A 23,545-nucleotide genomic window follows, 5' to 3' on the forward strand; every position below is an offset into this window, starting at 1 on the left:
TACTAAAAGTAATGGCAGCATAATTTAAATATTTAGAGCGGATTTATCACTTATAAAACTGAATTGAGTGGTCTAATTAACGGAACCACATTATAGTGCCAAAGCATAATTGCTAAAAAAATCTGCTCCAGCATACACTAGCATTTCGCACCGCATCTTTTTAAAAAATGAAATTCATTCTGTAAAAGATTGGCATATTTTGAGTTTAATCCCGAAGAATTTTATGATAGACCTCAAACCATCGATAAATATCTGGCATGATTTTAAAAGTAACCAAATTGCTGGAATGTGGTTGTTTCTAGGTTCGCGTCGATCTTTACAAGTGGTTCACCCTTCGATCACGCAGCTGATTCTGTGGGGGATTTTGGGCGCTTGTACCAACTCACTTTATAGTTGGTTGGTGGCGGGGCAGGTTGGAGACTTTAACTCTCAAGGTTTGATTGGTTATGCGCTTTGGCCTTTTATTGCCCTAATTGTTGGTATTTTTTTATCACAACGGATGAACCAACCACGCTTGATGCTCGTTCCTGCATTACTGTGGTTAGTGCTTGATACCAATATCCTGCTTTTACAGTGTTTGGTCCAATATCTTGGTTCAAATGGTTATCTCAATTTTATTCCCGATAGTATTTATAACGGTTTGTTGCCACCATTATTTGCAGGACTTTTTGTTTGGCAAAGTTTGGCTGTGATTTGGGTTTTTTCTCGTGCGTTGAATTGGCCATGGTGGGAACGTACTTTGGTCTTCGTGGCGACCATTGCAACTTTGGTGGTTTGGCAGTTATCGGTAAAAGATCAACCGATTTGGAAGGTTGAAGAAAGACCAGCCACTTTTGCAGAAGACGCCTTCTATGCTCAAAGCCATTTATTAAATAATGCGTTAGATCAAATTCAATACAGCGATATTGCTAACAGCCATTGGTATTTTTTTGGTGTGGCTGGAGACAGTTATGCGGATGTATTTAAGTCTGAAATTGAGCGAATAAAAGAACAATTTGATACCCGTTTTGGCACTTTTGGTCGCTCAATTATGCTGGTCAATAATCCTGCAACACGTTTAGATATCCCGATTGCATCTAAAACCAGCATTGAATTGACTTTGCGCCGTATTGGTCAGCAAATGAATCGTGATAGTGACGTTTTATTTCTTTACATGACCTCACATGGTGAGCGTAATCATTTTGAGCTTGAAAATGCGCCTTTAGATTTGGGGCAAATTGATCCGAAATGGTTACGTGAGACACTTGATAAATCAGGGATTCGCTGGCGTGTGATCGTTATTTCAGCATGTTATTCAGGCAGTTTTGTTCCAGCACTACAATCGCCAGATACCTTAATTATTACGGCTTCCGCGGCAGATAAGACCTCGTTTGGTTGTAATAGTGAAGCGGACTATACTTATTTTGGTCGTGCTTTTTTTGATTTAGCCATGCGCGAACAACATTCGATGAAAGCGGCTTTTGATCAAGCAAAGCAAACGGTAACCAAATGGGAAGTTGCACAAGGGGTTGAGCCTTCTGAGCCACAGTGGTCGATTGGTCGAAATATGGAACTCATGCTACCGCAATTGGAGCCGTATTTATTCCCAACGCAGAATATGGCAACAACTGATACTACAAAAACACAGGATAATGAACATGCAGCTACTACAAAAAAATCGTTGTTTTGAGGGTGAGCAACGTGTTTATCAAATTGAGTCTCAACATCTTAAGGGCTTAACTAAAGTCGGGGTTTATCTACCGCCTGCGGCTTTAGAGGGCAAAGCATGTTCAGCTTTATTTTATCTTGCAGGCTTGACGTGTACGGAAGACACTTTTGCGATCAAAGCCCATGCACAACGTATGGCTGCTCGACTCAGTCTGATTTTAATTACGCCAGATACTTCGCCTCGAGGTGAAGATGTTGCACAAGGTGATCATTGGGATATCGGGCAGGGCGCAGGATTTTATCTGAACGCGACGCAACAGCCTTGGGCAGCGCACTATCAAATGGAGTCTTATCTGGTTGATGAGCTGTATGCACAAGTGTTGCATGCGTTTCCAATTATTGAAAATCGAGTCGGAATTTTCGGGCATTCAATGGGTGGTCACGGTGCATTGACCTTGGCATTTAAATATCCTAAACAATTTAAATCGGTTTCTGCATTTGCCCCAATTTGTGCGCCAAGTATTTGTCCTTGGGGTGAAAAGGCATTTAGCCAATATTTAGGTGATGATCGACAAGCTTGGTTGGCACATGATGCAACCGCTTTGGTTCAGCACAAAGGGAAGTTGTTTGAGGAAATATTAATTGATCAAGGTATAGATGATCAGTTTTATAGCCAACTCAATCCCGAAGCATTCAAGCAAGCGTGTTTGGATGCAAGTCAACCGATTACCTTGCGTTTGCACCATGGCTATGATCACGGATATTACTTTATCCAAAGTTTTATGGATGATCACTTACAGTTTCATGCCATTCAACTCGAAAAAGTAGGCGATTAATCTAAAAGAAGCTCAAATGGTGCTTCTTTTTAACTACGTTGCCATTCAGCAGTAAATTCTTGCTGTGCCATGCGATTTAAATGATCAATCACCACTTGTTCTAAACGTTCGACATCTTCTTGTTGGTTTTCAATAAGGACGTCTAAATGTTGTTGTTGAGGTGTTAATGTTACGGTTGCAGTCGGCATAAAGATTTTTGAATGCGTTTCCGTTTCAGCCACTTCAAACTTATGTTTCCAGTGATTTACTAAACGTTTGCTAATACGTTTTCCTTCGATGGTTGTAATTTGTGTAGTGCTATTCATTTCTCTAAGTCTTGTTGTGGCTTGATTTTCAACTTAGCAAATTTGATTTTATTTGAAAATAGCATTCCTGCAACGTGCTGTTGCAACTTTGCAATGCTGTATTGATGACTTTGTAACAGGCGGAGTTACGGTAAATTTGTTATACTTCACCCATCATTTTCTTAGTTTTTGCCAGGTCATCCATGTCCAAGCCGTATTTAATTGCTCCTTCGATTTTATCTGCTGATTTTGCACGTTTAGGTGAAGATGTAGAAAAGGTTTTAGCTGCGGGTGCAGACGTTGTACATTTTGATGTGATGGATAACCACTATGTACCGAATTTGACTTTTGGTGCACATATTTGTACCGCATTAAAAAAATACGGCATCAAAGCACCGATTGATGTGCATTTAATGGTGTCGCCTGTTGACCGTATGATTGGTGATTTCCTTGATGCAGGCGCAGACATTATTACCTTTCATCCTGAAGCATCCCATCATATTGATCGTTCTTTACAATTGATCAAATCGGGCGGTGCGAAAGCAGGTTTGGTGTTTAATCCTGCAACGCCGTTACATTATTTAGATTATGTATTAGATAAAGTTGATCAAGTTCTTATTATGAGCGTAAATCCGGGTTTTGGCGGACAAAAGTTCATCCCAACGACGTTAGAAAAGCTACGCCAAGCGCGAAAAATCATTGATGCGAGTGGTCGTGATATTCGTTTAGAAGTTGATGGTGGTGTAGGTCCAGCCAACATCCGAGAAATCGCAGAAGCCGGTGCAGATATGTTTGTGGCGGGTTCAGCAATTTTTGGTCAACCAGACTATAAAGCCGTGATTGATCAAATGCGTGCAGAGTTGGCTAAAGTTGGTGCGAAAGAAGTCTAGTATTTTTTTAACACAGGGTGTGGATAACTTTGTTTATAACTAGGTGGATAACAGTGTTGATAAGCAAGGGGATAACATGTTGTTAAAATAAACAAAATGATTTCAACTGTTTATATTCACAGCAAAATGATGAAAAAAGGACAATTTTTTGTCCTTTTTTTGTGCGCTAAGATGTTTATTTTGCTTTATTTTTATTCTTACGGTTCTTTGGGCACAATTGTGTGATTAAACAGCAGCTTTAATCTAAACGACGATTAAGTTATTACAATTCGAACATGAAGTTGATTGTGCAAATCAATGAAAGAAATTATGCTAAACATATCGAACAGCTTTCATCATTGAAACCAAGGATATTCAGTGCAACTTCTCAAACAATACAAACAACTGTGGTTTGTATTCCTGATGATTTTTTTCATTGGGGGAAGTGGTGTGGTTGCTGCTGCAGTTCCAGCGATTCAATTTGAACAAAAAACGGGTATAACAACACAAACGATGCCGTGTCATGAACTATACAGGGCAGATCACCATCATCAGATGTACATGCCCGATACAGATGTTTCGACTTCAGCAAAATGTCATGAAGCACATCTGCAAGGTGGTCAGCATTGTCAGGACTGCAATAGTCCAACGCATTGTCAAACGACAAACTTTGCGTTAGATCAACAGACGCCGAAGCTTTCTTCCTTAGTGTTGTTAGAGCTGCATACGCATAAAAATACCGACTATCAAGCCCGACATCTTGCTGGATATTGGCAAGAGATATTACGCCCTCCTAAAGCCTGATCTGCTTTAAGTTTCCCTCTTTTTCCTTGTGCCATATCTGGCTTGGGTCTAGTGGAAATTTATACCGCTTAAAGTCAGTTTTATTAGATTAGGAAAATATCATGTCTTCAAAAATATACGCTGGCGTTGTTGCCAGTCTGAGCCTATTGTTTGCACCCTATAGTTGGGCTGCGATTAAAGAATATCATCTCAATATCAATCAAGAGATGGTTAACATTACTGGGAAACCAGTCAAACGCATGACGGTAAATGGTAAATTTATTGCACCGCTTTTAGAGTTTGAAGAAGGCGATGAAGCGGTCATCCATGTCCATAATCAATTAAAAGATCAAGATACCTCTTTGCATTGGCATGGTTTACTTTTACCCGGTCTGATGGATGGTGTGCCAGGATTTAATGGTTTCCAAGGCATTCAGCCAAATGGCAGTTTTGAGTATCGTTTTAAGGTACGTCAAAATGGAACCTATTGGTATCACGCACATAGCAAGGGACAAGAACAAGATGGGCTATATGGCGCACTGGTGATTTATCCAAAAGGCAAACAGCCTGTTGCGGCACATGAAAAAGCACAGCGTGACTATGTGGTGATGCTCTCTGACTTCCATGAAACGGACAGCGATCAGATCATGGCAAATCTTAAGAAATCTGCGGAGTATTATCAGAATCAACGTGAAACGGTTGCCGATGTTTGGAAACAAGTCAAACAACAGGGTCTAAAAGCGACATGGCAAGACCGTTCAATGTGGAATCAGATGCGGATGCTTAAAACGGATTTGTCTGATGTCACAGGCTATACTTTTCTTGTAAATGGAAAAACACCACAACAGAACTGGACGGGCGCATTTAAAACAGGTGAAAAAGTTCGTCTGCGTTTTATCAATGCCTCGGCTATGTCATTTTTTGATGTGCGTATTCCAAATCTAAAAATGACGGTGGTGAGTGCGGATGGTCAGCCAGTACAACCTGTAGCAGTCGATGAGTTTCGTATTGGTGCAGCGGAGACCTATGATGTACTGGTTGAGCCAAAACAGCCACATTATCAAATCGAAGCTGAATCCATTGATCGTTCGGGTTTTGCCATCGCTTCGTTACATAATGAAATTCAAACTCAGCATCAGCATACGATTGAAATGCCTAAACCACGTCCACGTTCATTATTGACGATGGATGATATGGGGCATAGTTCGAATGCTCAGATGGATCACAGTGCGCATAGTCAAATGAAGATGGCTGAAATGGATCACAGTACCCACGCGCAGATGAATCATGATACTCATGACCAAATGGATTATAGCGCTCATCAACAGCAGACAACTGCTCGTAATGAAAAGTCAAAACCTGAAACAGTATTTGGTTGGGCCAATGCAGCAACGCCTGTGGGACATAAAGCTTTGCAGTACGCTGATCTGAAATCCTTAACACCGCAGCCTGATATCCGACCAGCCGAAAGAGAGTTGGTGATTCGTCTTGGTGGCACCATGGAACGTTATATTTGGACCATCGATGGGAAGAAGTTTAGTGACAAAGATTTTGAACCGTTGAAAGTACAGTATGGTGAACGTATTCGTTTGAAGTTTGTGAATGAAAGCATGATGGCGCATCCGATGCATTTACATGGCATGTTTATGCAACTAGAAAATGGGCAAACTGCAGCCAATATGCCCAATAAACACACCATTGTGGTTCCACCGGGTCAAACAGTCACTGCCATGCTTACCGCAGATGAATTGGGCGAATGGGCGATTCATTGTCATTTATTATTCCATATGTCAGCAGGCATGATGAGTAAGTTGATTGTTGCAAATGTCGATGATTCAAAAACCGTAAAGCAAAAAACCAGCCCAGTTCAGTCATCTCAAGGAGAGAGCCATGCACATCACTAAGCGATCTTCTGAGATCAAGCGATATACTCAATTGGTTCTTATTGGTGGTCTCATGTCCTCGATCAGTCTATTGACCTCGGCACATGAAGGCCATGATCATCAAATGATGCAATCACAATCGAGTATGCAATCAAATGCATCTGCATCAATGGATCATTCAGACCATCCAATCATCCCGCCACAGCAAAACCAGATTACTCAACATGGGAAGCATGATCATCGGCTAGAACATGGCGGGCAAGTTTATCAGGCGACCAGTTTGGAGAGTGCTTGGACTGTGGATGATGACGGACGAGGACGTGCCAGTACTGAGTTGAAAACTTGGGTCGGAACAGATGAGAATAAAGTTTTTATCAAAGCCCATTTAGAAAAGGCTGAATCCGAGCAAGCTGACACTGAAGCAAAGGTATTGTACAGTCGTAATATTGCAGATTTTTGGGATATACAGGCAGGTTTGCGGTATCAATATCAGTCTGAACAACAGCAAGATAAAGATCAATGGAGTGCGGTATTTGGCTTACATGGTTTAGCACCTTATTTCTTTGAAACGGATGCGTATGTATATGCAGGCCAAGATCAGCGTTGGCAGCTGAGTTTAGAAAGTAGCCGTGATATCTTGTTCACCCAAAAGTTGATTGCACAGCCTTATGTGAATGCAGATGTGGTATTGAATGATGAATCTAAATATGCACGTAAAACAGGTCTATCTAAGCTGCAAACGGGTGTACAAATGCGTTATGAAATCAGTAAAAAAGTGATGCCGTTTATAGATGTTGCCTACGCTTATCATAAAGGTGTAAAGCAGACGGAATGGCAAACCGCATCGCAGCGCGAAAAAGGTGGATTGTACGGTGCTGGTGTTACGCTAAAGTTCTGATATTTTGCTTAATTTTTAACATTTTTGAGATACTGTTGGTTTATACTAGCAGTATCTTTTTTGAGTCATTTATGGTGCATCAATGGCTTTAGAACAACAAGACAATCAAATAACAGAAAGAACAAAGCAATCTGAAAAGGTCGGGCGTACCCAAGATACGTTAGCGTCGCAATTAGAGTTGATTGCACCCGATGGCAGTATGTACGTGAGTTACTATAATATTCCACAGATGAGTAGTGTTGTGGAGGCTCAACGTGTCAGAAAAGCACTGATTCCTTTTGCTGCAATACTGGTAGAACACAATATTGATTTAGATGTACGTCATTTAACCCTTTATCACGATGACTCAATTGATGAGGTCACGGCTGTATTACAAGCATTGAACTTAGGTGCAGAATTACAGCAAACAATGTCTCATTATGAGCCATTGGAACTTGCAAACTTCAAACCACAACAATCTGATGAATTGAGCAACAAACAAGAAAGAGTCGGATTTTATTTAAAAGCAGCTCAAAAATTTTTATATGTGATTTTAGAAAAGTGTAGACAATGGGTTAAAGCATTGCGAAGCAAAAAGGATAAATAATATGCCGAGATGGATGTATGGCCTTATGGGCTTTGCATTGATTTGGCTGGTTTGGACCAATTGGCTCAAACCTGTACCCAATCTCACTCAGGTTACTGCACAGGGTGTGCAAATCGTAGAATTACAGTCTTATGAAGGTACCTTTCGTGTGCTTTCACGCAAAGATTATCATTCGGGGCGAGAGGCTGAGTTTTCTCCAATTGATTTAGCGGTCGGTTGGGGCGATATGGCGAAACCCGATATCTATAAACATGTTGATATTTCACAACGGAATCGTTGGTATTATTGGCGTGTAGATGCACAGCCTCCCATTGCGTTACGCGAAATCGCAGTACAAAGTGCCAATATGCATATCGTGCCTGCAACCGCACAGGTCGCGGAACAGCTTAAGAAAATTAAAAAAGATGATTTGGTTAATTTGAAAGGTGCATTAATAGAAATTCAGGCACCTGATGGATGGCGTTGGCGGAGTTCCTTGTCACGTGAAGATACGGGGAGTGGGGCATGTGAGTTGATGCGAGTCGATAGTGTGGTTTGGTATTGAGTGTTTGGTATAAGTAAGCCATTGAATAAGCATCGTTTAGATACATAATAATTCACATGATGGCAAGATTATAAATTACACTATTGGGTTGAGTAGGACGACCTCTCAATAAAGAATCACGTTGGGACGACCCAACCCTTGCTATACACGAGAGAAAAAATGGCGTGGGCAATTTTAATTTTGGCAGGTATTTTCGAAATTATTTGGGCGTATTCAATGAAACTGTCAGAGGGTTTTACTCGTTTAACTCCGACAGTGATTACCCTCGTTTTTATGATTTTGAGTTTCGGTTTACTTGCGACAGCAATGAAAACTTTGCCGTTGGGCACTGCTTATACCGTTTGGACAGGGATCGGTGCAATCGGATCATTTATTATTGGTATTATGGTATTAAATGAACCTATGACGGCTATGCGAATGATCGCAGCGGTACTCATTGTATCTGGTTTAGTTTTGATGAAACTTTCATCAAATTAAGAAAAATTCCCCCTCTTTATTAAAGTGGGGCTAGGGGAGCTTTTTTCATGCAACTGGTTTATATGTATATGGATTCTCCAGTGGGTACATTAAAACTGGTTGCGCATGATCACGCCTTAGTTGCGGTGATGTGGGACAATGAAGATCATAAGCGCGTACGCTTGGCAGCGTTGTTAGAGAACACTCAACATCTAATGCTGCTTAAGGCGAAACAACAATTACAACAATATTTTGCAGGACAACGTCAGCAATTTGATTTGCCTTTGGATTTTCAGGGTACGGACTTTCAACAGCAAGTTTGGCAAGCTTTGCTGACCATACCTTATGGGGAAACGCGTAGTTATAAGGATATTGCGCTTCAGGTTGGCAATGAAAAAGCCGTACGTGCAGTCGGTGCTGCTAATGGCAAGAATCCAATTTCAATTATTGCGCCGTGTCATCGGGTGATTGGTTCTGGTGGAGCATTGGTGGGCTTTGCAGGTGGGTTGGATAAGAAGCAGATTTTGTTGAACTTAGAGCAAAGTAAATCTGCTTAGTTTATTGATAAAAACTCGATTTTTTTGATTATTTAGCATAAGCTTTTAAGGTAAGGTTTGATATATAAACCTTAGTAGATTTTTGATACGCGGAAATGTCACCCGCAACCTGCGTGGTTTAAAAAACAGGTAAGTTATTGTATTTATAATTTAAATTAAATAGATGCAAAAAATGAACAGGTTTTGCGGGGGACAAATGGTTTTGCCTACTTTTCCCGAAAGAAAAGTAGGTCGAGCCGAAGGCTTATCCTAAAATTGGATGAATGTTCGGCAAGACTCCGATGAGATAGATCTCTTAATTGAATATCAAGCTAAAATCTTTAAAGCTCAATGAATGGAAGTTTAAAAATGGCTGTTGGTGACGTAACGATGCCACTTATGCATGTGGTGCAGGGTGTAAAAATTGGCTCAACTGAGGCGTATGTACGTTATCCAAACCGACGAGATTTGGTCATTTTTCAATTTGCTGAAGGTTCAAATGTAGCAGGGGTGTTTACCCAAAGCGCATTTGCGGCTGCGCCAGTTTTACTCAGTAAAAAACATTTGGCTGAAAGCACTTCACAAAAGCAGCCACGTTATCTGATTATTAATACAGGCAATGCCAATGCCGCAACAGGCACTGTGGGCTATCAAAATGCCGAAGCAACTTGTGCCAAACTTGCTGAATTAACAGGTGTGCAAAGCAATCAGATTTTGCCATTTTCAACAGGTGTGATTGGTGAGCAGTTGCCAATTGAACGTTTGGTTCAAGGTATTCAACCTGCGTTGAACGATCTAAATACTGATCATTGGGTAGATGCTGCATCAGGGATTATGACCACGGATACCACACCAAAAGGCGCGTCTGAACAATTTGAACTCGATGGCATCACTTATACCATGACCGGTATTAGTAAAGGTGCAGGTATGATTCGCCCGAACATGGCGACTATGTTGAGCTTCGTTGCCACAGATGCTCCGATTGCAAAAGCATTGGTTGAGCAGCTTCTAAAAACAACGGTTGAGCATTCATTTAACCGCATTACCATTGATGGGGATACCTCAACCAATGACTCCTGTATTTTTGTTGCAACAGGTTTAGCTGGTGGTGCTGAGATTGAGAGCCAAGATGATCCACGTTATCAACAGGTACTCGATGTACTTGCTCGGATGATGAATCGTCTCGCACAGCTGATTGTACGTGATGGTGAAGGTGCAACCAAATTCATTACCGTTCAAGTTGAAGGTGGGGCAAATACTCAAGAGTGTTGTGATGTTGCCTATAGTGTCGCTGAGTCACCATTGATCAAAACGGCTTTATTTGCATCAGATCCAAACTGGGGACGTATCGTGATGGCAATTGGTAAAGCCGGTGTGCCTAATTTAGACAGCAGTAAGGTTCAAGTTTGGTTGGGTGATGTACAAATCTGCTTAGATGGTGGCGCAAATCCAGACTATACCGAAGAAGCAGGTGCGGCAGTGATGGTAGAGAAAGAAATCACTATTCGTATTGATCTTGGACGAGGTACTGCACAGGACACCGTTTACACCTGTGACTTTTCTTACGACTATGTGAAAATTAATGCCGATTATCGTTCGTAAATTTGCGTTATAATGCAGCCTCCACAGTGAGGCTTTTTTTATATCGCTTGTTTGTGGATGTGATTAATCCCAAATCTCAACAGATACCCACGTTATCAGTTTGCAGTGATGCAAGCGCGCAGGATAGAGAAGACGCTTTATGAATGATGCGAATTTAATTGCGAACGACGCCAAAAATATTGTGCAGACGCATTTAGATCGTTTGGGCGAGCCAAAGGACAATAGCCTAAGCCCAGAAGTGAAACAACAGAAGTTTGCTCAAATCGCAGCCGAGCTTAAAAAAAGAAATGCGGTATTGGTCGCACACTATTACTGTGATCCTGACGTACAAGAGCTTGCCGAACTTACTGGTGGTTGTGTTTCTGACTCATTAGAAATGGCACGTTTTGGTCGTGATCATCCAGCGACGACACTTGTGGTTGCTGGGGTTAAGTTTATGGGTGAAACCTCAAAAATTTTATCACCTGAAAAAACGGTGCTGATGCCAACTTTAGAGGCAACCTGTTCACTTGATATTGGTTGTCCAGTCGAAGAGTTCTCTGCATTTTGCGATCAACATCCTGATCATACTGTGGTGGTGTATGCCAATACTTCAGCAGCAGTAAAAGCACGTGCGGATTGGGTGGTAACTTCAAGTTGCGCGGTCGAGATTATTGAGCATTTAGACAGTTTAGGTGAAAAAATTATTTGGGCACCTGACCAACATTTGGGCCGTTATATTCAGAAGAAAACAGGCGCAGAAATGTTGTTGTGGGATGGTGCGTGTATCGTGCATGAGGAGTTTCGTGCACGGGGCATTATTCAGATGAAAGCACTTTATCCCGATGCTGCTGTTTTAGTCCATCCAGAGTCGCCTGAAGCGGTTGTGGATATTGCGGATGCGGTGGGAAGTACCTCGCAATTGATCAAAGCAGCACAAACATTGCCGCAGAAACAAATGATCGTGGCAACAGATCGAGGCATTTTTTATAAAATGCAACAAGCTGCGCCTGATAAAGAGTTATTTGAAGCGCCGACAGCAGGTGAGGGTGCAACATGTCGTTCATGTGCGCACTGTCCTTGGATGGCAATGAATGAGTTAGATGGTATTTTGCATGTGTTACAACATAGCGATCAAGAAATACACGTCGATCCAGCATTGGCTGAACGTGCCAAATTACCTTTAGATCGAATGTTGAACTTTAGCGCGTCGTTAAAGCGTTAAAATGTTTGTTAAATATACATTTGATAAGGAAAAATCATTTTTTTTAAAACTAGGTGTTGACGTGATGCAACGTCAAGCCTAGAATGCACACCGTACCGCACGATGTGCGATACAATAAAAGCTGAGATAGATCGGAGCATAGCACAGCCTGGTAGTGCACCTGGTTTGGGACCAGGGGGTCGTAGGTTCGAATCCTACTGCTCCGACCAATTAAAACATGTTGAAAAACATTGTTTTAGGATCGGCCAAGTATCGCATGATAGTTTTATCATCGGTTATGCGCCTGTAGCTCAGTTGGATAGAGCATCCGCCTTCTAAGCGGATGGTCACAGGTTCGAATCCTGTCGGGCGCGCCATTTGGTAGCTTGGTACATAGAATCAAAAGTATGTTATGGTGGATGTAGCTCAGTTGGTAGAGCCCCGGATTGTGATTCCGGTTGTCGCGGGTTCGAATCCCGTCATTCACCCCACTCTTTTATAGAGAGTATCGGAGCATGGCGCAGTCTGGTAGCGCACCTGGTTTGGGACCAGGGGGTCGTAGGTTCGAATCCTACTGTTCCGACCATCATCTTAAAGATGAAATAAAAATCCGCTAAATGAGCGGTTTTTTTGTGCCTAAATTTTTAGGCAACTCTCACTCGCTTCTTGATGAAGTCTCTTCTGTTTTGATTGATTCATTTAAACGATTCAAGTTTAAATATGGATTTGTTTGTCACAATTTCAATCTAGTATTTTATCTTTCATATCTGTTGTTATATAACAGACCTAAAAAGTGATCTTAATATTTGCTCGGTCAAAATATGAAATATTAATCGAAAGTTGATAGCTCATTGTATTTCATTCCTACTCTATAAATCAGTTTTAAAAATTCTAAAGAGAGTGAGTGCATGCATAACATAAACTATGTCTTTATTAGTCTTTTGGGTGGGCTCATCGTACCGCTACAATTGGCTATGATTAACGCCTTTCGTCATGCAAGTGGCGCCACTCAAATACAATCAACATTTTTCTTATATGTTGGTGGGGCGATTGCATCATTGGTTATTGCACTATTTGTCGATGGCAGTATTAAGCCGCCGTTGTACCAACAAACCTCATGGTGGATGTGGCTATCTGGCTTATTAGGATCACTTTATATACTGTGCATGTTCTTAGCTGCTCCACATATTGGGGCAACCAATACATTACTTTGGATTTTCTTAGGTCAAATGATCTTTGCCACAATAATTGATAGTAGCGGTTTTCTCGGAATGCAGATTAAAAAAATAGATGGTCTTAGATTATTCGGTCTAGGACTTATTTTTATGGGAGGATTGATCATGATCTATAGCGAATATAGACATTCGACAGCTTAAAAATATTGTAAGTATGGCTGAGAAACGATGAATAAATGATTCAGATATCTTGTCATTAAATCGAAAATTTAAACTATGAAAAATCAGAAAAAGTATCGATAGCTTAATCCTTCGATCAGAATGATTATTTATTGCAACTGTCTTGCAGGATTTGGCTATTGTGATTTGATTGTTAACACGTTATTTTGCACTTTATGATTTAAGTCAGTTAGACAACGACAACATTATTTAAATACCATGTTCTGCATAATGCATGCACTTTTTAAAAAGAAAAAATAGAGATAGATATGATGCAAACAGCTTTTGATTTTGTAATTATTGGTGGTGGCTCAGCAGGATGTGTATTGGCTGGGCGGTTATCTGAAAATCCAAACATTTCTGTATGTTTATTAGAAGCTGGCGGCGATGGAAATAGCTGGTTGGTGAATACACCTGCGGCGGCTGTGATTAGTATTCCAACTAAACTGAATAACTGGGCAATCGAAACGATTCCACAAAAGGGTTTGAATCAACGAAAAGGCTATCAACCCCGCGGTAAATGCTTGGGGGGGGAGTTCAGCGATTAATGCAATGGTGTATATCCGTGGGCATCGTGATGATTATGATCATTGGGCTGCACTGGGGAATACCGGCTGGTCATATGATGAAGTGTTGCCATATTTTAAAAAATCAGAACATAACGAAAGAATTAAAAATGAATATCATGGGCAGCATGGTCCACTGAATGTCAGTGAGTTGAATTCAGATAATCCTTATCAGAAAACATTTATTGAAGCGGCAAAACAGGTTGGCTATCCACTCAATGATGATTTTAATGGCGCTGAACAAGAAGGTTTAGGCGTGTATCAAGTCACTCAAAAAAATGGTGAACGTTGGAGTGCTGCACGAGGCTATTTATTGCCTTATTTAGGTAAACGTCCTAACTTACATGTGATTACTCATGCGACCGTCTCCCGTATCATTATTGAAAATGGTCGTGCGATTGGGGTAGAGTATAAACAAAAAAGCCAAACCACGATTGTTAAAGCAAACAAAGAGGTTTTGTTGTCAGCTGGCGCATTTCAATCGCCGCAAGTGTTGATGCTATCAGGCATAGGTCCACGCCAAGAGCTAGAAAAGCATGGTATTCCAGTCATAAAAGATTTGGCAGGGGTAGGTGAGAACTTACATGATCATCCCGACTTTATTTTTGCTTATAAAACCAAGCTGATGGACGGGACATTCGGTTTATCTGTTGGTGGGAGCTTGGATTTAGTCAAACAAATTGGGCGCTATCGTAAAGAGCGCCGTGGTTTGATTACCACCAACTATGCTGAATGTGGTGGTTTCTTAAAAACGCGACCTGAACTAGACAAGCCGAATTTGCAATTACATTTCGTGATCGCCATCGTGGATAACCATGCGAGAACAATGCATGCTGGACATGGTATCTCGTGTCATGTTTGTTTGTTGAATCCACGTGCGCGTGGTTCAGTCAAACTTAGTGGTAAGCACGTGGATGATCCTTTATTAATTGATTTTAAATTCCTTGAGGATGAGCAAGATCTTCAAGATATGGTAGATGGCTTTAAAGTCACACAAAAGCTCATGCAAGCGCCAGCGTTAAATGAAAAGATCAAAGAAGATATGTTTACTGCCAATGTGAAATCGGATGATGAAATTCGTGAGATTTTATGTCAGCGTGTAGATACGGTTTATCATCCCGTCGGTAGCTGTAAGATGGGTGTGGATGAGATGGCGGTGGTTGATCCTGAGCTTAAAGTCTATGGCGTTGAAGGTCTTCGTGTGATTGATGCTTCAGTGATGCCAACCGTGGTGAATGGTAATACCAATGCACCGACGATTATGATTGCTGAAAAAGCAGTTGATATGATTCGTCAGGCTTGGAAATAAAATCAATTTTCATCAAAATCAGGCGAATTTTTATTTATAGAGGGCGAATGCAATTCGCCCCTACGCCGTTTCATTTTCAATAGGGTGTCGTGGTGTTTCTAACATACGTGGAAAGCTAAAATTATAATTTTTAAGTAGTAGTAGAGAGCTTGTATTGGTTTAACAATAATAACTGTGAGACAACACTTTTCTTGCTGACCTGATTTGATAGAGATATTGATATTTAAGCCATAGATTTTGACAATGCAGTTTGTCAATATTAAGCAAGATTTTGTTGGCTATACTGTTTCAGTAGATCAAAAATCTGAAAAGCGAACAAATGCAATAAAAAAATAAGGAAAGCAACCTATGAAGTCTCTGATTTGTCATAACGCTGAGTTAAAGCTGGAAGACAGTCTCCAATTAGTCCCAGCGAAAGGGCAAGTATTACTTGAAGTGGTACGTTGTGGCATTTGTGGCTCGGATTTACATATGCAACATCACTGTGATCATATGCATGATTTGGCAGCGCGAGTCGGTTTTAATGGCGTTGCAAAATCTTCTGATAAACTCGTTTTCGGTCATGAGTTTTGCGGAAAGGTATTGGATTATGGTCCAAAAACACGCCGTAAATTAAAAGCAGATACTTTGGTCTGTGCTATGCCATTGCTCAATGTTGATCCACAAGGATATGTGCCAACAGGTCTTTCACCAAGTGCATCAGGCGGTTATGCAGAACAAGTTCTAGTTCAATCCAGTTTAATGTTTGAAGTTCCCAATGGTTTAGATGCGGACAGTGCTGCGCTGACAGAGCCTATGGCTGTTGCCTTACACGCCGTGCGTCGTAGCCGAATTAAGAAAAATGAGCCAGCAATCGTAATCGGTTGTGGTCCAGTTGGTTTGGGTGTGATTATTATGCTCAAAGCGATGGGTGTAAAAACCGTGGTTGCCAGTGATTTTTCACCAAATCGCCGTAAGTTGGCTGAGCAATGCGGTGCAGATATATTGATTGATCCTAAGCAGCAATCTCCATTTAGTAGTTGGAAAGAGCTGGGTTTGCTGGGTAATGTCTCTGAAGCAATTAATATGGGGATGGGGATTTTTGATAAAGTTCAGACTTTCTCATTGCCATGGGTCAATGCAATGCGTGTGGGTGACAAACTCGGTTTGTTACCGAAGCGCCCAGTGATTTTTGAGTGTGTTGGTGTGGCAGGTATCATGCAGCAGATATTGGAGGGTGCGCCACTGTTCTCGCGGATTGTGGGGGTTGGTGTTTGTATGCAAAGCGATAAGATCGAACCTGCATTGGCGATCAATAAAGAACTCGAAATCCAGTATGTGCTGGGTTATACGCCACTGGAGTTTCGTGACACCTTGCATATGATTGCCGAAGGTAAAATTGATGTTTCACCACTGATTACAGGTGTGGTGGGCTTGGAAGGGGTAAGTAATGCCTTTGATGCATTACGAGATCCAGAGCAACATGCAAAAATCTTGATTGATCCAAAACGAGCAGGATCGGATATTCAGTTGATTAAAGCTTAAAAGAAATTCAAAAAAAGCTGCTATTTTTGGAAATAGCAGCTTTTTTGTTTTAAGTGACTAAAATAGCCTAAGCAATCTCTGTCTCAGCAGATATTGGAATTTAGTTAAATTGACTACTTAAAAACTTTTGGTGAGGGAAAATGTCACAGTCGAATCAATCGGGTTTGAGATTCGGGCATTTGGATTGCCATTACTGTATTCTTTGTAATAATCCTCTTTGTCCCATGCTTTGCTATACATGAGGCTAGCAGCAAGATCATAAGGCAGTTCTTTATTGACTGAGAAACTAGCATCTTGAAAGCTTGCGGCCGAAAAGTTTTTAATACGTTGGTTGCCATAATGTGCATCGGCAGACCAACCTTGACCTAACGGTTGATGCCAGTTGACATCTAAATAGCCTGATCCTCGTGAGTGTTGATCATTGCCGACACCTAAAGTCTTTGAGTTATTACCAAAATAATCTTGGGTATAAGTCACTGCATATTTGACGGTGACGGGTCCATAAGCAATCTCTGGAATAATTTCACCATAGTCAAAACTGGTATGACCTGTTTCAGCTGTGGTTTCTGCACCCGGATAAAAATAGTAAGCGACAGTGACACCGAGAGAAAGATCACCAAAACTACGCGAATAACCCGTATAAACATCCCACTCTACAGAAGCGTCGCGAATAAAATGATCACTTACCGTCGATGCCCACGTACCCACGAACAAGCCATTGGGATGTGCATAATCAAGACCGCCTTGTAGGGCTGGTTTGCCCCATGTTTGCTGGAAGCCGCGTGATACATATTGGTTTGCAACGGTGATATTGGCGCTAAACGGTGATACTGTTTCGGTGGTTGACTCGGTTGCATGAGCCGTGTGTAAAAAAAAGCCCAAAGGGATTGTGAATAAAATTCTTTTCATTTGAATTTTCCTAATGGTTGGCAGCACCTTAGCGATCTAAGGTGCTGAACATAACTGGACTAGGTTATGCAAATGGACGTAAAGGACTTTGGCGGATAGGCGTTGAGCCTGCTTTGTAATAAGATGCTTGCGAACGTGGTAGCTTTTGTCCACGAATTTGATCGGCAATTTTCTCTGCCATCATAATGGTGGTGGCATTTAAGTTACCTGTAATGATCAATGGCATAATCGAGGCATCAATCACGCGTAAGCCTTGCACGCCATGAACACGACCTTGTCCATCAACCACGGCCATCTCATCTTCACCCATTTTGCAACTACATGATGGGTGGTATGCCGTTTCAGCATGGTTACGGATAAAGTCATCCAATTCAGCATCTGTTTGTACGTGCTTTCCAGGACTGATTTCTTCGCCACGATATGGATCAAGTGCGGGTTGATGCATAATCTCGCGGGTAATACGGATACCATCGCGGAATTCACGCCAATCTTGTTCTGCTGACATGTAGTTGAACAAAATACTTGGATGCTCAAACGGGTCTTTAGATTTCAGCTTAATTCGACCACGGGATGGCGAGCGCATCGAACCAACATGGGCTTGAAAACCATGTTCTTTCACTGCATTACTGCCGTTGTAGTTAATCGCCACAGGCAAGAAATGGTATTGGATATTTGGCCAATCAAACTCATCTGAACTGCGGATAAAACCACCTGCCTCAAACTGATTGCTTGCGCCGATGCCTTTGCCAAGGAACAGCCATTCAGCACCAATCGCGGGTTGGTTATACCATTTCAATGCAGGGTAAAGAGAAACAGGTTGCTTACATTTGTATTGCAAGTACATTTCCAAATGGTCTTGTAGATTTTCACCTACACCAGGAAGATCTTGTACAACTTCGATGTCCATTGATTTTAAGAAGCTACTTTCGCCAACACCCGAGCGTTGTAAAATTTGTGGAGAAGCAATTGCACCTGCACATAGCAACACTTCACGTTTCGCCTGTGCTTGTTTCATGTTGGCTTTATCCGTGCCAATAATATATTCCACACCCGTCGCTTGTTTTTGATTAAACAAGATTTTATTGGTTGTTGCATGCGTAACGATGGTCAAGTTAGGACGACCTTTGGCCATATCCAAATAACCACGTGCGGTACTTGAGCGACGACCTTGAGGCGTAACGGTACGATCCATTGGACCGAAACCTTCTTGTTGATAGCCATTTAAGTCATCGGTACGTGGATAGCCTGCTTGTACGCCTGCTTCGATCATCGCGTGGAACAGTTCGTTATTGCCTTGTTTGGGAGTGGTCACCGAAACAGGACCATGATCGCCGTGATAGTCATTGCCACCGATATCACGGGTTTCTGCTTTTTGGTAGTATGGCAAACAGTCTGCGTAGGTCCAATCTTCAAGACCTTTGTGCGTTGCCCATTGGTCTAAATCCATCGCATTGCCACGGATATAGCACATACCATTAATTAAGGATGAACCGCCTAAGCCTTTACCACGACCACATTCCATACGGCGATTGTTCATGTGTGGTTCTGGGTCGGTCAAATAGGCCCAGTTATAGCGGCGACCTTGTAGAGGAAAAGCCAAAGCTGCTGGCATTTGTGTACGAAAATCTAAACGATAATCTGGACCGCCTGCTTCTAATAATAAAACAGTCACATCTTGGTCTTCTGTGAGACGTGCTGCGAGAACATTTCCGGCAGATCCTGCGCCAATGATAATGTAATCGAATTCTTGCTTATTCATAATTAGCCTTTATTGTTGCATGATCAACTGAATACATAGTGATTCAGTTGATCAAGTGAAGATAAAGCGCAATGCTTTTTAGAAAATGCTTTGGTAATCACCAAGCTCAATTTGAATGGATTTAATACGGGTGTAATGGCCCAAAGTGGTTAAACCATTTTCACGTCCAACGCCAGATTGTTTATAACCACCGACTGGCATTTCAGCAGGGGATTCGCCCCAAGTATTGATCCAGCAAATACCCGCTTCGATCTGATGAATCATACGATGCGCTCTGCTGATATCTTGAGTCACGATGCCAGCGGCTAAACCAAAGGTGGTATTGTTGGCACGAAGAATCACTTCTTCTTCAGTGGTATAACTGAGAATACTCATGACTGGCCCAAAAATTTCGTCCTGTACAATCCGCATATCATCGGTACAGTCGCTAAAAACGGTAGGTTGAACGTAAGCACCTTGTGCAAAATCGCCATCGAGGACACGTTCACCACCAATCAACAGCTTAGCGCCTTGCTGCTTGCCTGCATTGATATAAGAGAGCACTTTGTCCATATGTGGAAAGCTGGTCAGCGGACCAAAATTGGTTTCAGCATTCATCGGGTCACCGATACGAATACGTTTTACGCGTTCGACGATAGCCGCTTCAAAATCAGCTAACAGGGCTTTTGGTACAAAGACACGGGTACCATTGGTACAAACTTGACCCGAACTAAAGAAGTTTGCCATCACCGCAATATCTGCGGCACGGTCGATATTGGCATCGGCACAAATGATCAGTGGTGATTTACCACCGAGTTCCATCGTGACTTCTTTGAGGGTAGAGCCTGCGGCACTGGCCATGACTTTTTTGCCAGTTTCGACACCACCAGTAAATGAAATTTTTTCAATGACAGGGTGTTCAGTTAACCATTGTCCAATTTCACGACCAGCACCTTGTACAACGTTAAATACGCCGTTAGGAAGACCTGCTTCGGTATAAATTTCTGCAAGTTTAAATGCAGTTAGGGGAGTGGTTTCGCTTGGTTTGAAAATCATGGCATTGCCTGCTGCAAGCGCAGGGGCAGATTTCCATAAAGCAATTTGAATTGGGTAGTTCCAAGCGCCAATACCAGCAACGACACCGAGTGGTTCACGGCGGGTATAGAAAAAGCTTGATTCACGAAGAGGGACTTGTTCACCTTGAATTGCAGTCGCAAGACCAGCGTAGTATTCAAGTACATCGGCACCTGTGACGATATCAACGGTTGATGTCTCGCTGTAGGCTTTACCAGTATCGAGCGTTTCAAGTTGCGCCAGCTCATCATTACGTTCACGTAAAATGTCAACTGCACGGCGTAAAATACGAGAACGCTCTATGGCTGTCATGGCAGCCCAGATTTTTTGTCCTTGCTGCGCGCTATGAACTGCGGCTTCAATATCTTGTTGCGAGGCTTGTTGAAGTGTTGCAATCACTTCACCATTGGCAGGGTTAATACTATCAAATGTCTTACCACTGGTTGCTTCTACATAGCGTCCGTGGATATATAATTGATGAACGTGTGCATCACTCATTCTGTTTCTCCTGCAAAGGTTTTTGCGCAAATTGTAATTGCGTTTTGACATAGTCATAGGCAATGGAACGGGCAAGTTGGCTGTCAAACTCTTCATGACTGCTTAAACTGCCGCGTAGCCATAATCCGTCAATCAATGCCGCTAATCCGCGAGCAGCAATGCTGGCCTGTTCTTTATCGAGCAACTTGAGAAAATAAAACTTCAAGTTTGAATACAGGCGTTGATCATTAATGCGTTGCAAACGACCAAGTTCGGGTAGGTGCATGCTTGCAGACCAAAAGTCCAACCAAACACGCATGGCTTGTTTATTGACCTGACTAATATCAAAGTTGGAATCAATAATGGCCTTAATCTGGCTTTCTGGATGTGAATCAGCTTCAACTTTATATTGATCTGTTTTCTGACGTAAAACGTTAAGCATTTCCTGCATACAAGTATTGATGAGTCCTTGTTTGTCACCAAAATAATGACTCACAATACCCGTTGATACTTCAGCTTTTTTTGCGATTTGTGCAATGGTGGTGTTGGATAACCCCACTTCATAAATCACGTTGAATGCGGCGCTGATAATTTCTTCGCGTCGCACATGCTCAGGTTTTACTCTACGTTTTGTCATGTTGATCCATTGAAAGCCCGATTCAGGTACTTTTTATTTAACATTTCTCAATGTTGAACATCATAACATTTTTTTATCATACTTTTTATTGATTGAACGTTCAATCAATAAAAAGTATGATCTGTAAAAATCAATTAATTTTTGATTGGTTGGTCAAGATTTAAAGTAATAAGAATACACCGATTGCAAGGAGCAACCACATGGTGTCAAAAAGTAATGCTGGATTTACATCCGAACGCGTTCGATTAAATTTATTTGTTTTTTGGAGCTCGGCAATCAGTATTGGCATTTTCGGCCTATTGTTTGTGCTGTTTCCAGAGCAAAGTCAGTTTTGGCTCACCTATGTGCAAGAGCAAGTCAATCAATTGTTTGGCTGGTATTACATGTTGGTCATCGTTGCTTGTTTAGGCTTTGTTGCATGGTTGGCTTTTTCACGAGTTGGGCAGATTCCACTGGGAAAAGATCAGGATAAACCTGAGTTTGGTTATATGGCTTGGGTGTCGATGCTATTTTCAGCAGGTATTGGTATCGCATTATTGTATTACGGTGTTGCTGAACCTGTTGATCATTTCTTAAGGCCACCAGAAGGTGAGGGCGGCACAGTTCAGGCGGCGCGAGATGCCATGATGTATAGCTTTTTACATTGGGGTATTCATGGTTGGGTGCTGTATGCCTTGATCGGTGTCACGCTGGGTTATTTTGCTTTCCGTTTAGATTTGCCTTTGGCGTTACGTTCTGCCCTTTATCCTATCTTTGGTGAGCGAATTTATGGCTGGGTCGGGGATTTTGTCGATGGATTTGGTATTTTAGCCACGGTTATTTCATTGGTCACCAACTTAGGGATTGGCGCATTAGTCCTCGTCTCTGGCCTTGTTTATCTCGTACCCGACATCCCTAATAATCATACAACGCTGATTGCAGTGGTGTTGTTGATGATGTTTGTGGCAACGATCACCACGGTGATTGGGATTGAAAAAGGCTTGGCTTGGCTATCGCGTATTAATCTGCGCTTATTGTATGTGTTGTTGTTATTTGTGTTTTTAACAGGACCGACCAATCATCTACTTAATGGTTTAGTGCAAAACGTAGGGGATTATCTGAGCCAGTTTATTGCCAAAAGTTTTGATATGTATTTGTACGACCAGCAGGCGAATACATGGTTGGGTTCATGGACGGTATTTTACTGGGCATGGTGGATTGCTTGGGCGCCATTTGTTGGCATGTTCATCGCGCGTATTTCCAAAGGACGCACCATTCGTGAAGTGGTTTTAGGTGTATGCCTTGTTCCACTTGGTTTTACTTTGGCGTGGATTTCGATTTTCGGAAATACTGCCATTCATTTAATTTTAGATCAAAAACAAAAGGTTTTAGGGGAAATGGTCTTGGCTGACCCCGCATTATCGTTATTTAAATTTCTCGAATATTTGCCTTTCAATCCTTATATTGCTGGGATTGTTGTTATGATTTGTTTCGTTTTGTTTTTGACCCCAGTGGGTTCGGGTACACTCATGATCGCAAATCTATCTTCGAAAGGGGGTAGTAATGAGAGTGATTCACCTATTTGGTTACGTATCTTTTGGTCGGTGGTGATTACTATTGTCAGTATTGGCTTGCTCTTAGCGGGTAGCTTTGATGCGATGCAAAGTGCTGTTGTGCTCTGTGGATTGCCATTCTCCGTAATTATTTTGCTTTATATGTTTGGTTTAGCCAAAGCATTGAAGCAAGATCAACAGCTACAAGTTGTAACGACGACATCACAGTCATCCCAACAACAGACCAAACCATCAGAAGATATGTAATTTCGGTTAAT

At 41.8% G+C, this 23,545-nt stretch carries 20 protein-coding genes, 4 tRNA genes and 1 pseudogene; 20 read left to right on the forward strand and 5 right to left on the reverse strand.

What is annotated here, in order from left to right:
* Positions 1–223 precede the first annotated feature (223 nt).
* On the forward strand, positions 224–1,669 hold the full coding sequence (locus F991_RS05785) for a C13 family peptidase (protein ID WP_004669820.1): 1,446 nt from the start codon (positions 224–226) through the stop codon (positions 1,667–1,669).
* Complete coding sequence (fghA, locus tag F991_RS05790) at positions 1,638–2,483, forward strand: S-formylglutathione hydrolase (RefSeq protein ID WP_004669821.1); 846 nt, start codon at positions 1,638–1,640, stop codon at positions 2,481–2,483. Before F991_RS05785 ends, fghA begins: the two co-directional genes overlap by 32 nt.
* A gap of 29 nt (positions 2,484–2,512) precedes the next feature.
* Here the strand turns inward: fghA and F991_RS05795 are convergent, their stop codons facing one another.
* Entirely contained in the window at positions 2,513–2,788 is a 276-nt protein-coding gene (locus F991_RS05795) for a DUF2218 domain-containing protein (RefSeq protein WP_004669822.1), read from the reverse strand.
* Positions 2,789–2,970: 182 nt separating this feature from the next.
* Between F991_RS05795 and rpe the strand changes: the two genes are divergently transcribed.
* From rpe to F991_RS05880, 17 genes and pseudogenes are all read left to right on the forward strand, one after another.
* Entirely contained in the window at positions 2,971–3,657 is a 687-nt protein-coding gene (gene rpe, locus F991_RS05800; RefSeq protein WP_004669823.1) for a ribulose-phosphate 3-epimerase, read from the forward strand.
* 357 nt (positions 3,658–4,014) lie between these two features.
* Positions 4,015–4,440, forward strand: a complete 426-nt coding sequence (locus F991_RS05805) for a hypothetical protein (protein ID WP_004669824.1) — start codon at positions 4,015–4,017, stop codon at positions 4,438–4,440.
* Between the two features lie 101 nt (positions 4,441–4,541).
* Positions 4,542–6,323, forward strand: a complete 1,782-nt coding sequence (locus tag F991_RS05810) for a copper resistance system multicopper oxidase (protein WP_004669825.1) — start codon at positions 4,542–4,544, stop codon at positions 6,321–6,323.
* Positions 6,310–7,200 (forward strand): copper resistance protein B, encoded by an 891-nt coding sequence (locus F991_RS05815; protein WP_004669826.1) that lies wholly within the window; start codon positions 6,310–6,312, stop codon positions 7,198–7,200. The genes F991_RS05810 and F991_RS05815 overlap by 14 nt, the downstream gene beginning before the upstream one ends.
* 82 nt (positions 7,201–7,282) lie before the next feature.
* On the forward strand, positions 7,283–7,786 hold the full coding sequence (locus F991_RS05820) for a hypothetical protein (RefSeq protein WP_004669827.1): 504 nt from the start codon (positions 7,283–7,285) through the stop codon (positions 7,784–7,786).
* Position 7,787: 1 nt separating this feature from the next.
* The gene (locus tag F991_RS05825; protein ID WP_004669828.1) at positions 7,788–8,330 is read left to right on the forward strand and encodes a hypothetical protein; all 543 of its coding nucleotides are present in this window, start codon (positions 7,788–7,790) and stop codon (positions 8,328–8,330) included.
* A 159-nt stretch (positions 8,331–8,489) separates the two neighbouring features.
* The gene (locus F991_RS05830) at positions 8,490–8,807 is read left to right on the forward strand and encodes a DMT family transporter (protein WP_004669829.1); all 318 of its coding nucleotides are present in this window, start codon (positions 8,490–8,492) and stop codon (positions 8,805–8,807) included.
* Between the two features lie 47 nt (positions 8,808–8,854).
* Positions 8,855–9,343 carry a methylated-DNA--[protein]-cysteine S-methyltransferase gene (locus F991_RS05835; RefSeq protein ID WP_004669830.1) on the forward strand — a complete coding sequence of 163 codons (489 nt, stop codon included), beginning with the start codon at positions 8,855–8,857 and terminating at the stop codon, positions 9,341–9,343.
* Between the two features lie 348 nt (positions 9,344–9,691).
* Positions 9,692–10,924, forward strand: coding sequence for a bifunctional glutamate N-acetyltransferase/amino-acid acetyltransferase ArgJ (argJ, locus tag F991_RS05840; protein ID WP_004669831.1), 1,233 nt, complete (start codon positions 9,692–9,694; stop codon positions 10,922–10,924).
* A gap of 139 nt (positions 10,925–11,063) precedes the next feature.
* Positions 11,064–12,128: a quinolinate synthase NadA gene (nadA, locus tag F991_RS05845; protein ID WP_004669832.1), complete on the forward strand. Its 1,065-nt coding sequence runs from the start codon at positions 11,064–11,066 to the stop codon at positions 12,126–12,128.
* Positions 12,129–12,260: 132 nt separating this feature from the next.
* Positions 12,261–12,337, forward strand: a tRNA-Pro gene (locus F991_RS05850).
* Between the two features lie 70 nt (positions 12,338–12,407).
* Positions 12,408–12,484, forward strand: a tRNA-Arg gene (locus F991_RS05855).
* Between the two features lie 38 nt (positions 12,485–12,522).
* Positions 12,523–12,598, forward strand: a tRNA-His gene (locus tag F991_RS05860).
* Positions 12,599–12,616: 18 nt separating this feature from the next.
* Positions 12,617–12,693: transfer RNA gene (locus F991_RS05865), tRNA-Pro, on the forward strand.
* Positions 12,694–13,015: 322 nt separating this feature from the next.
* The gene (locus tag F991_RS05870) at positions 13,016–13,483 is read left to right on the forward strand and encodes a DMT family transporter (protein ID WP_004669833.1); all 468 of its coding nucleotides are present in this window, start codon (positions 13,016–13,018) and stop codon (positions 13,481–13,483) included.
* A 287-nt stretch (positions 13,484–13,770) separates the two neighbouring features.
* Positions 13,771–15,376, forward strand: a pseudogene (locus tag F991_RS05875) (GMC family oxidoreductase).
* Positions 15,377–15,724: 348 nt separating this feature from the next.
* Positions 15,725–16,900 (forward strand): zinc-binding dehydrogenase, encoded by a 1,176-nt coding sequence (locus F991_RS05880; RefSeq protein WP_004669836.1) that lies wholly within the window; start codon positions 15,725–15,727, stop codon positions 16,898–16,900.
* A 117-nt stretch (positions 16,901–17,017) separates the two neighbouring features.
* On the opposite strand, the gene F991_RS05885 is transcribed toward F991_RS05880, so the two are convergent.
* From F991_RS05885 to betI, 4 genes are all read right to left on the reverse strand, one after another.
* Positions 17,018–17,809 (reverse strand): TorF family putative porin, encoded by a 792-nt coding sequence (locus F991_RS05885; protein ID WP_004669837.1) that lies wholly within the window; start codon positions 17,807–17,809, stop codon positions 17,018–17,020.
* 64 nt (positions 17,810–17,873) lie between these two features.
* On the reverse strand, positions 17,874–19,568 hold the full coding sequence (gene betA, locus F991_RS05890) for a choline dehydrogenase (RefSeq protein ID WP_004669838.1): 1,695 nt from the start codon (positions 19,566–19,568) through the stop codon (positions 17,874–17,876).
* Positions 19,569–19,646: 78 nt separating this feature from the next.
* Positions 19,647–21,119 carry a betaine-aldehyde dehydrogenase gene (gene betB / locus F991_RS05895; protein ID WP_004669839.1) on the reverse strand — a complete coding sequence of 491 codons (1,473 nt, stop codon included), beginning with the start codon at positions 21,117–21,119 and terminating at the stop codon, positions 19,647–19,649.
* Complete coding sequence (gene betI, locus F991_RS05900; RefSeq protein ID WP_004669840.1) at positions 21,112–21,735, reverse strand: transcriptional regulator BetI; 624 nt, start codon at positions 21,733–21,735, stop codon at positions 21,112–21,114. Before betI ends, betB begins: the two co-directional genes overlap by 8 nt.
* Positions 21,736–21,935: 200 nt before the next feature.
* Here betI and F991_RS05905 point away from each other — a divergent pair, with 200 nt between their 5' ends.
* A complete protein-coding gene (locus tag F991_RS05905) occupies positions 21,936–23,534 on the forward strand; it encodes a BCCT family transporter (protein ID WP_004669841.1) in 1,599 nt (532 codons plus the stop codon).
* Positions 23,535–23,545: the final 11 nt, after the last annotated feature.

Origin of the sequence: Acinetobacter sp. CIP-A165 (assembly GCF_000367985.1) — a bacterium.
Lineage (GTDB): Bacteria > Pseudomonadota > Gammaproteobacteria > Pseudomonadales > Moraxellaceae > Acinetobacter.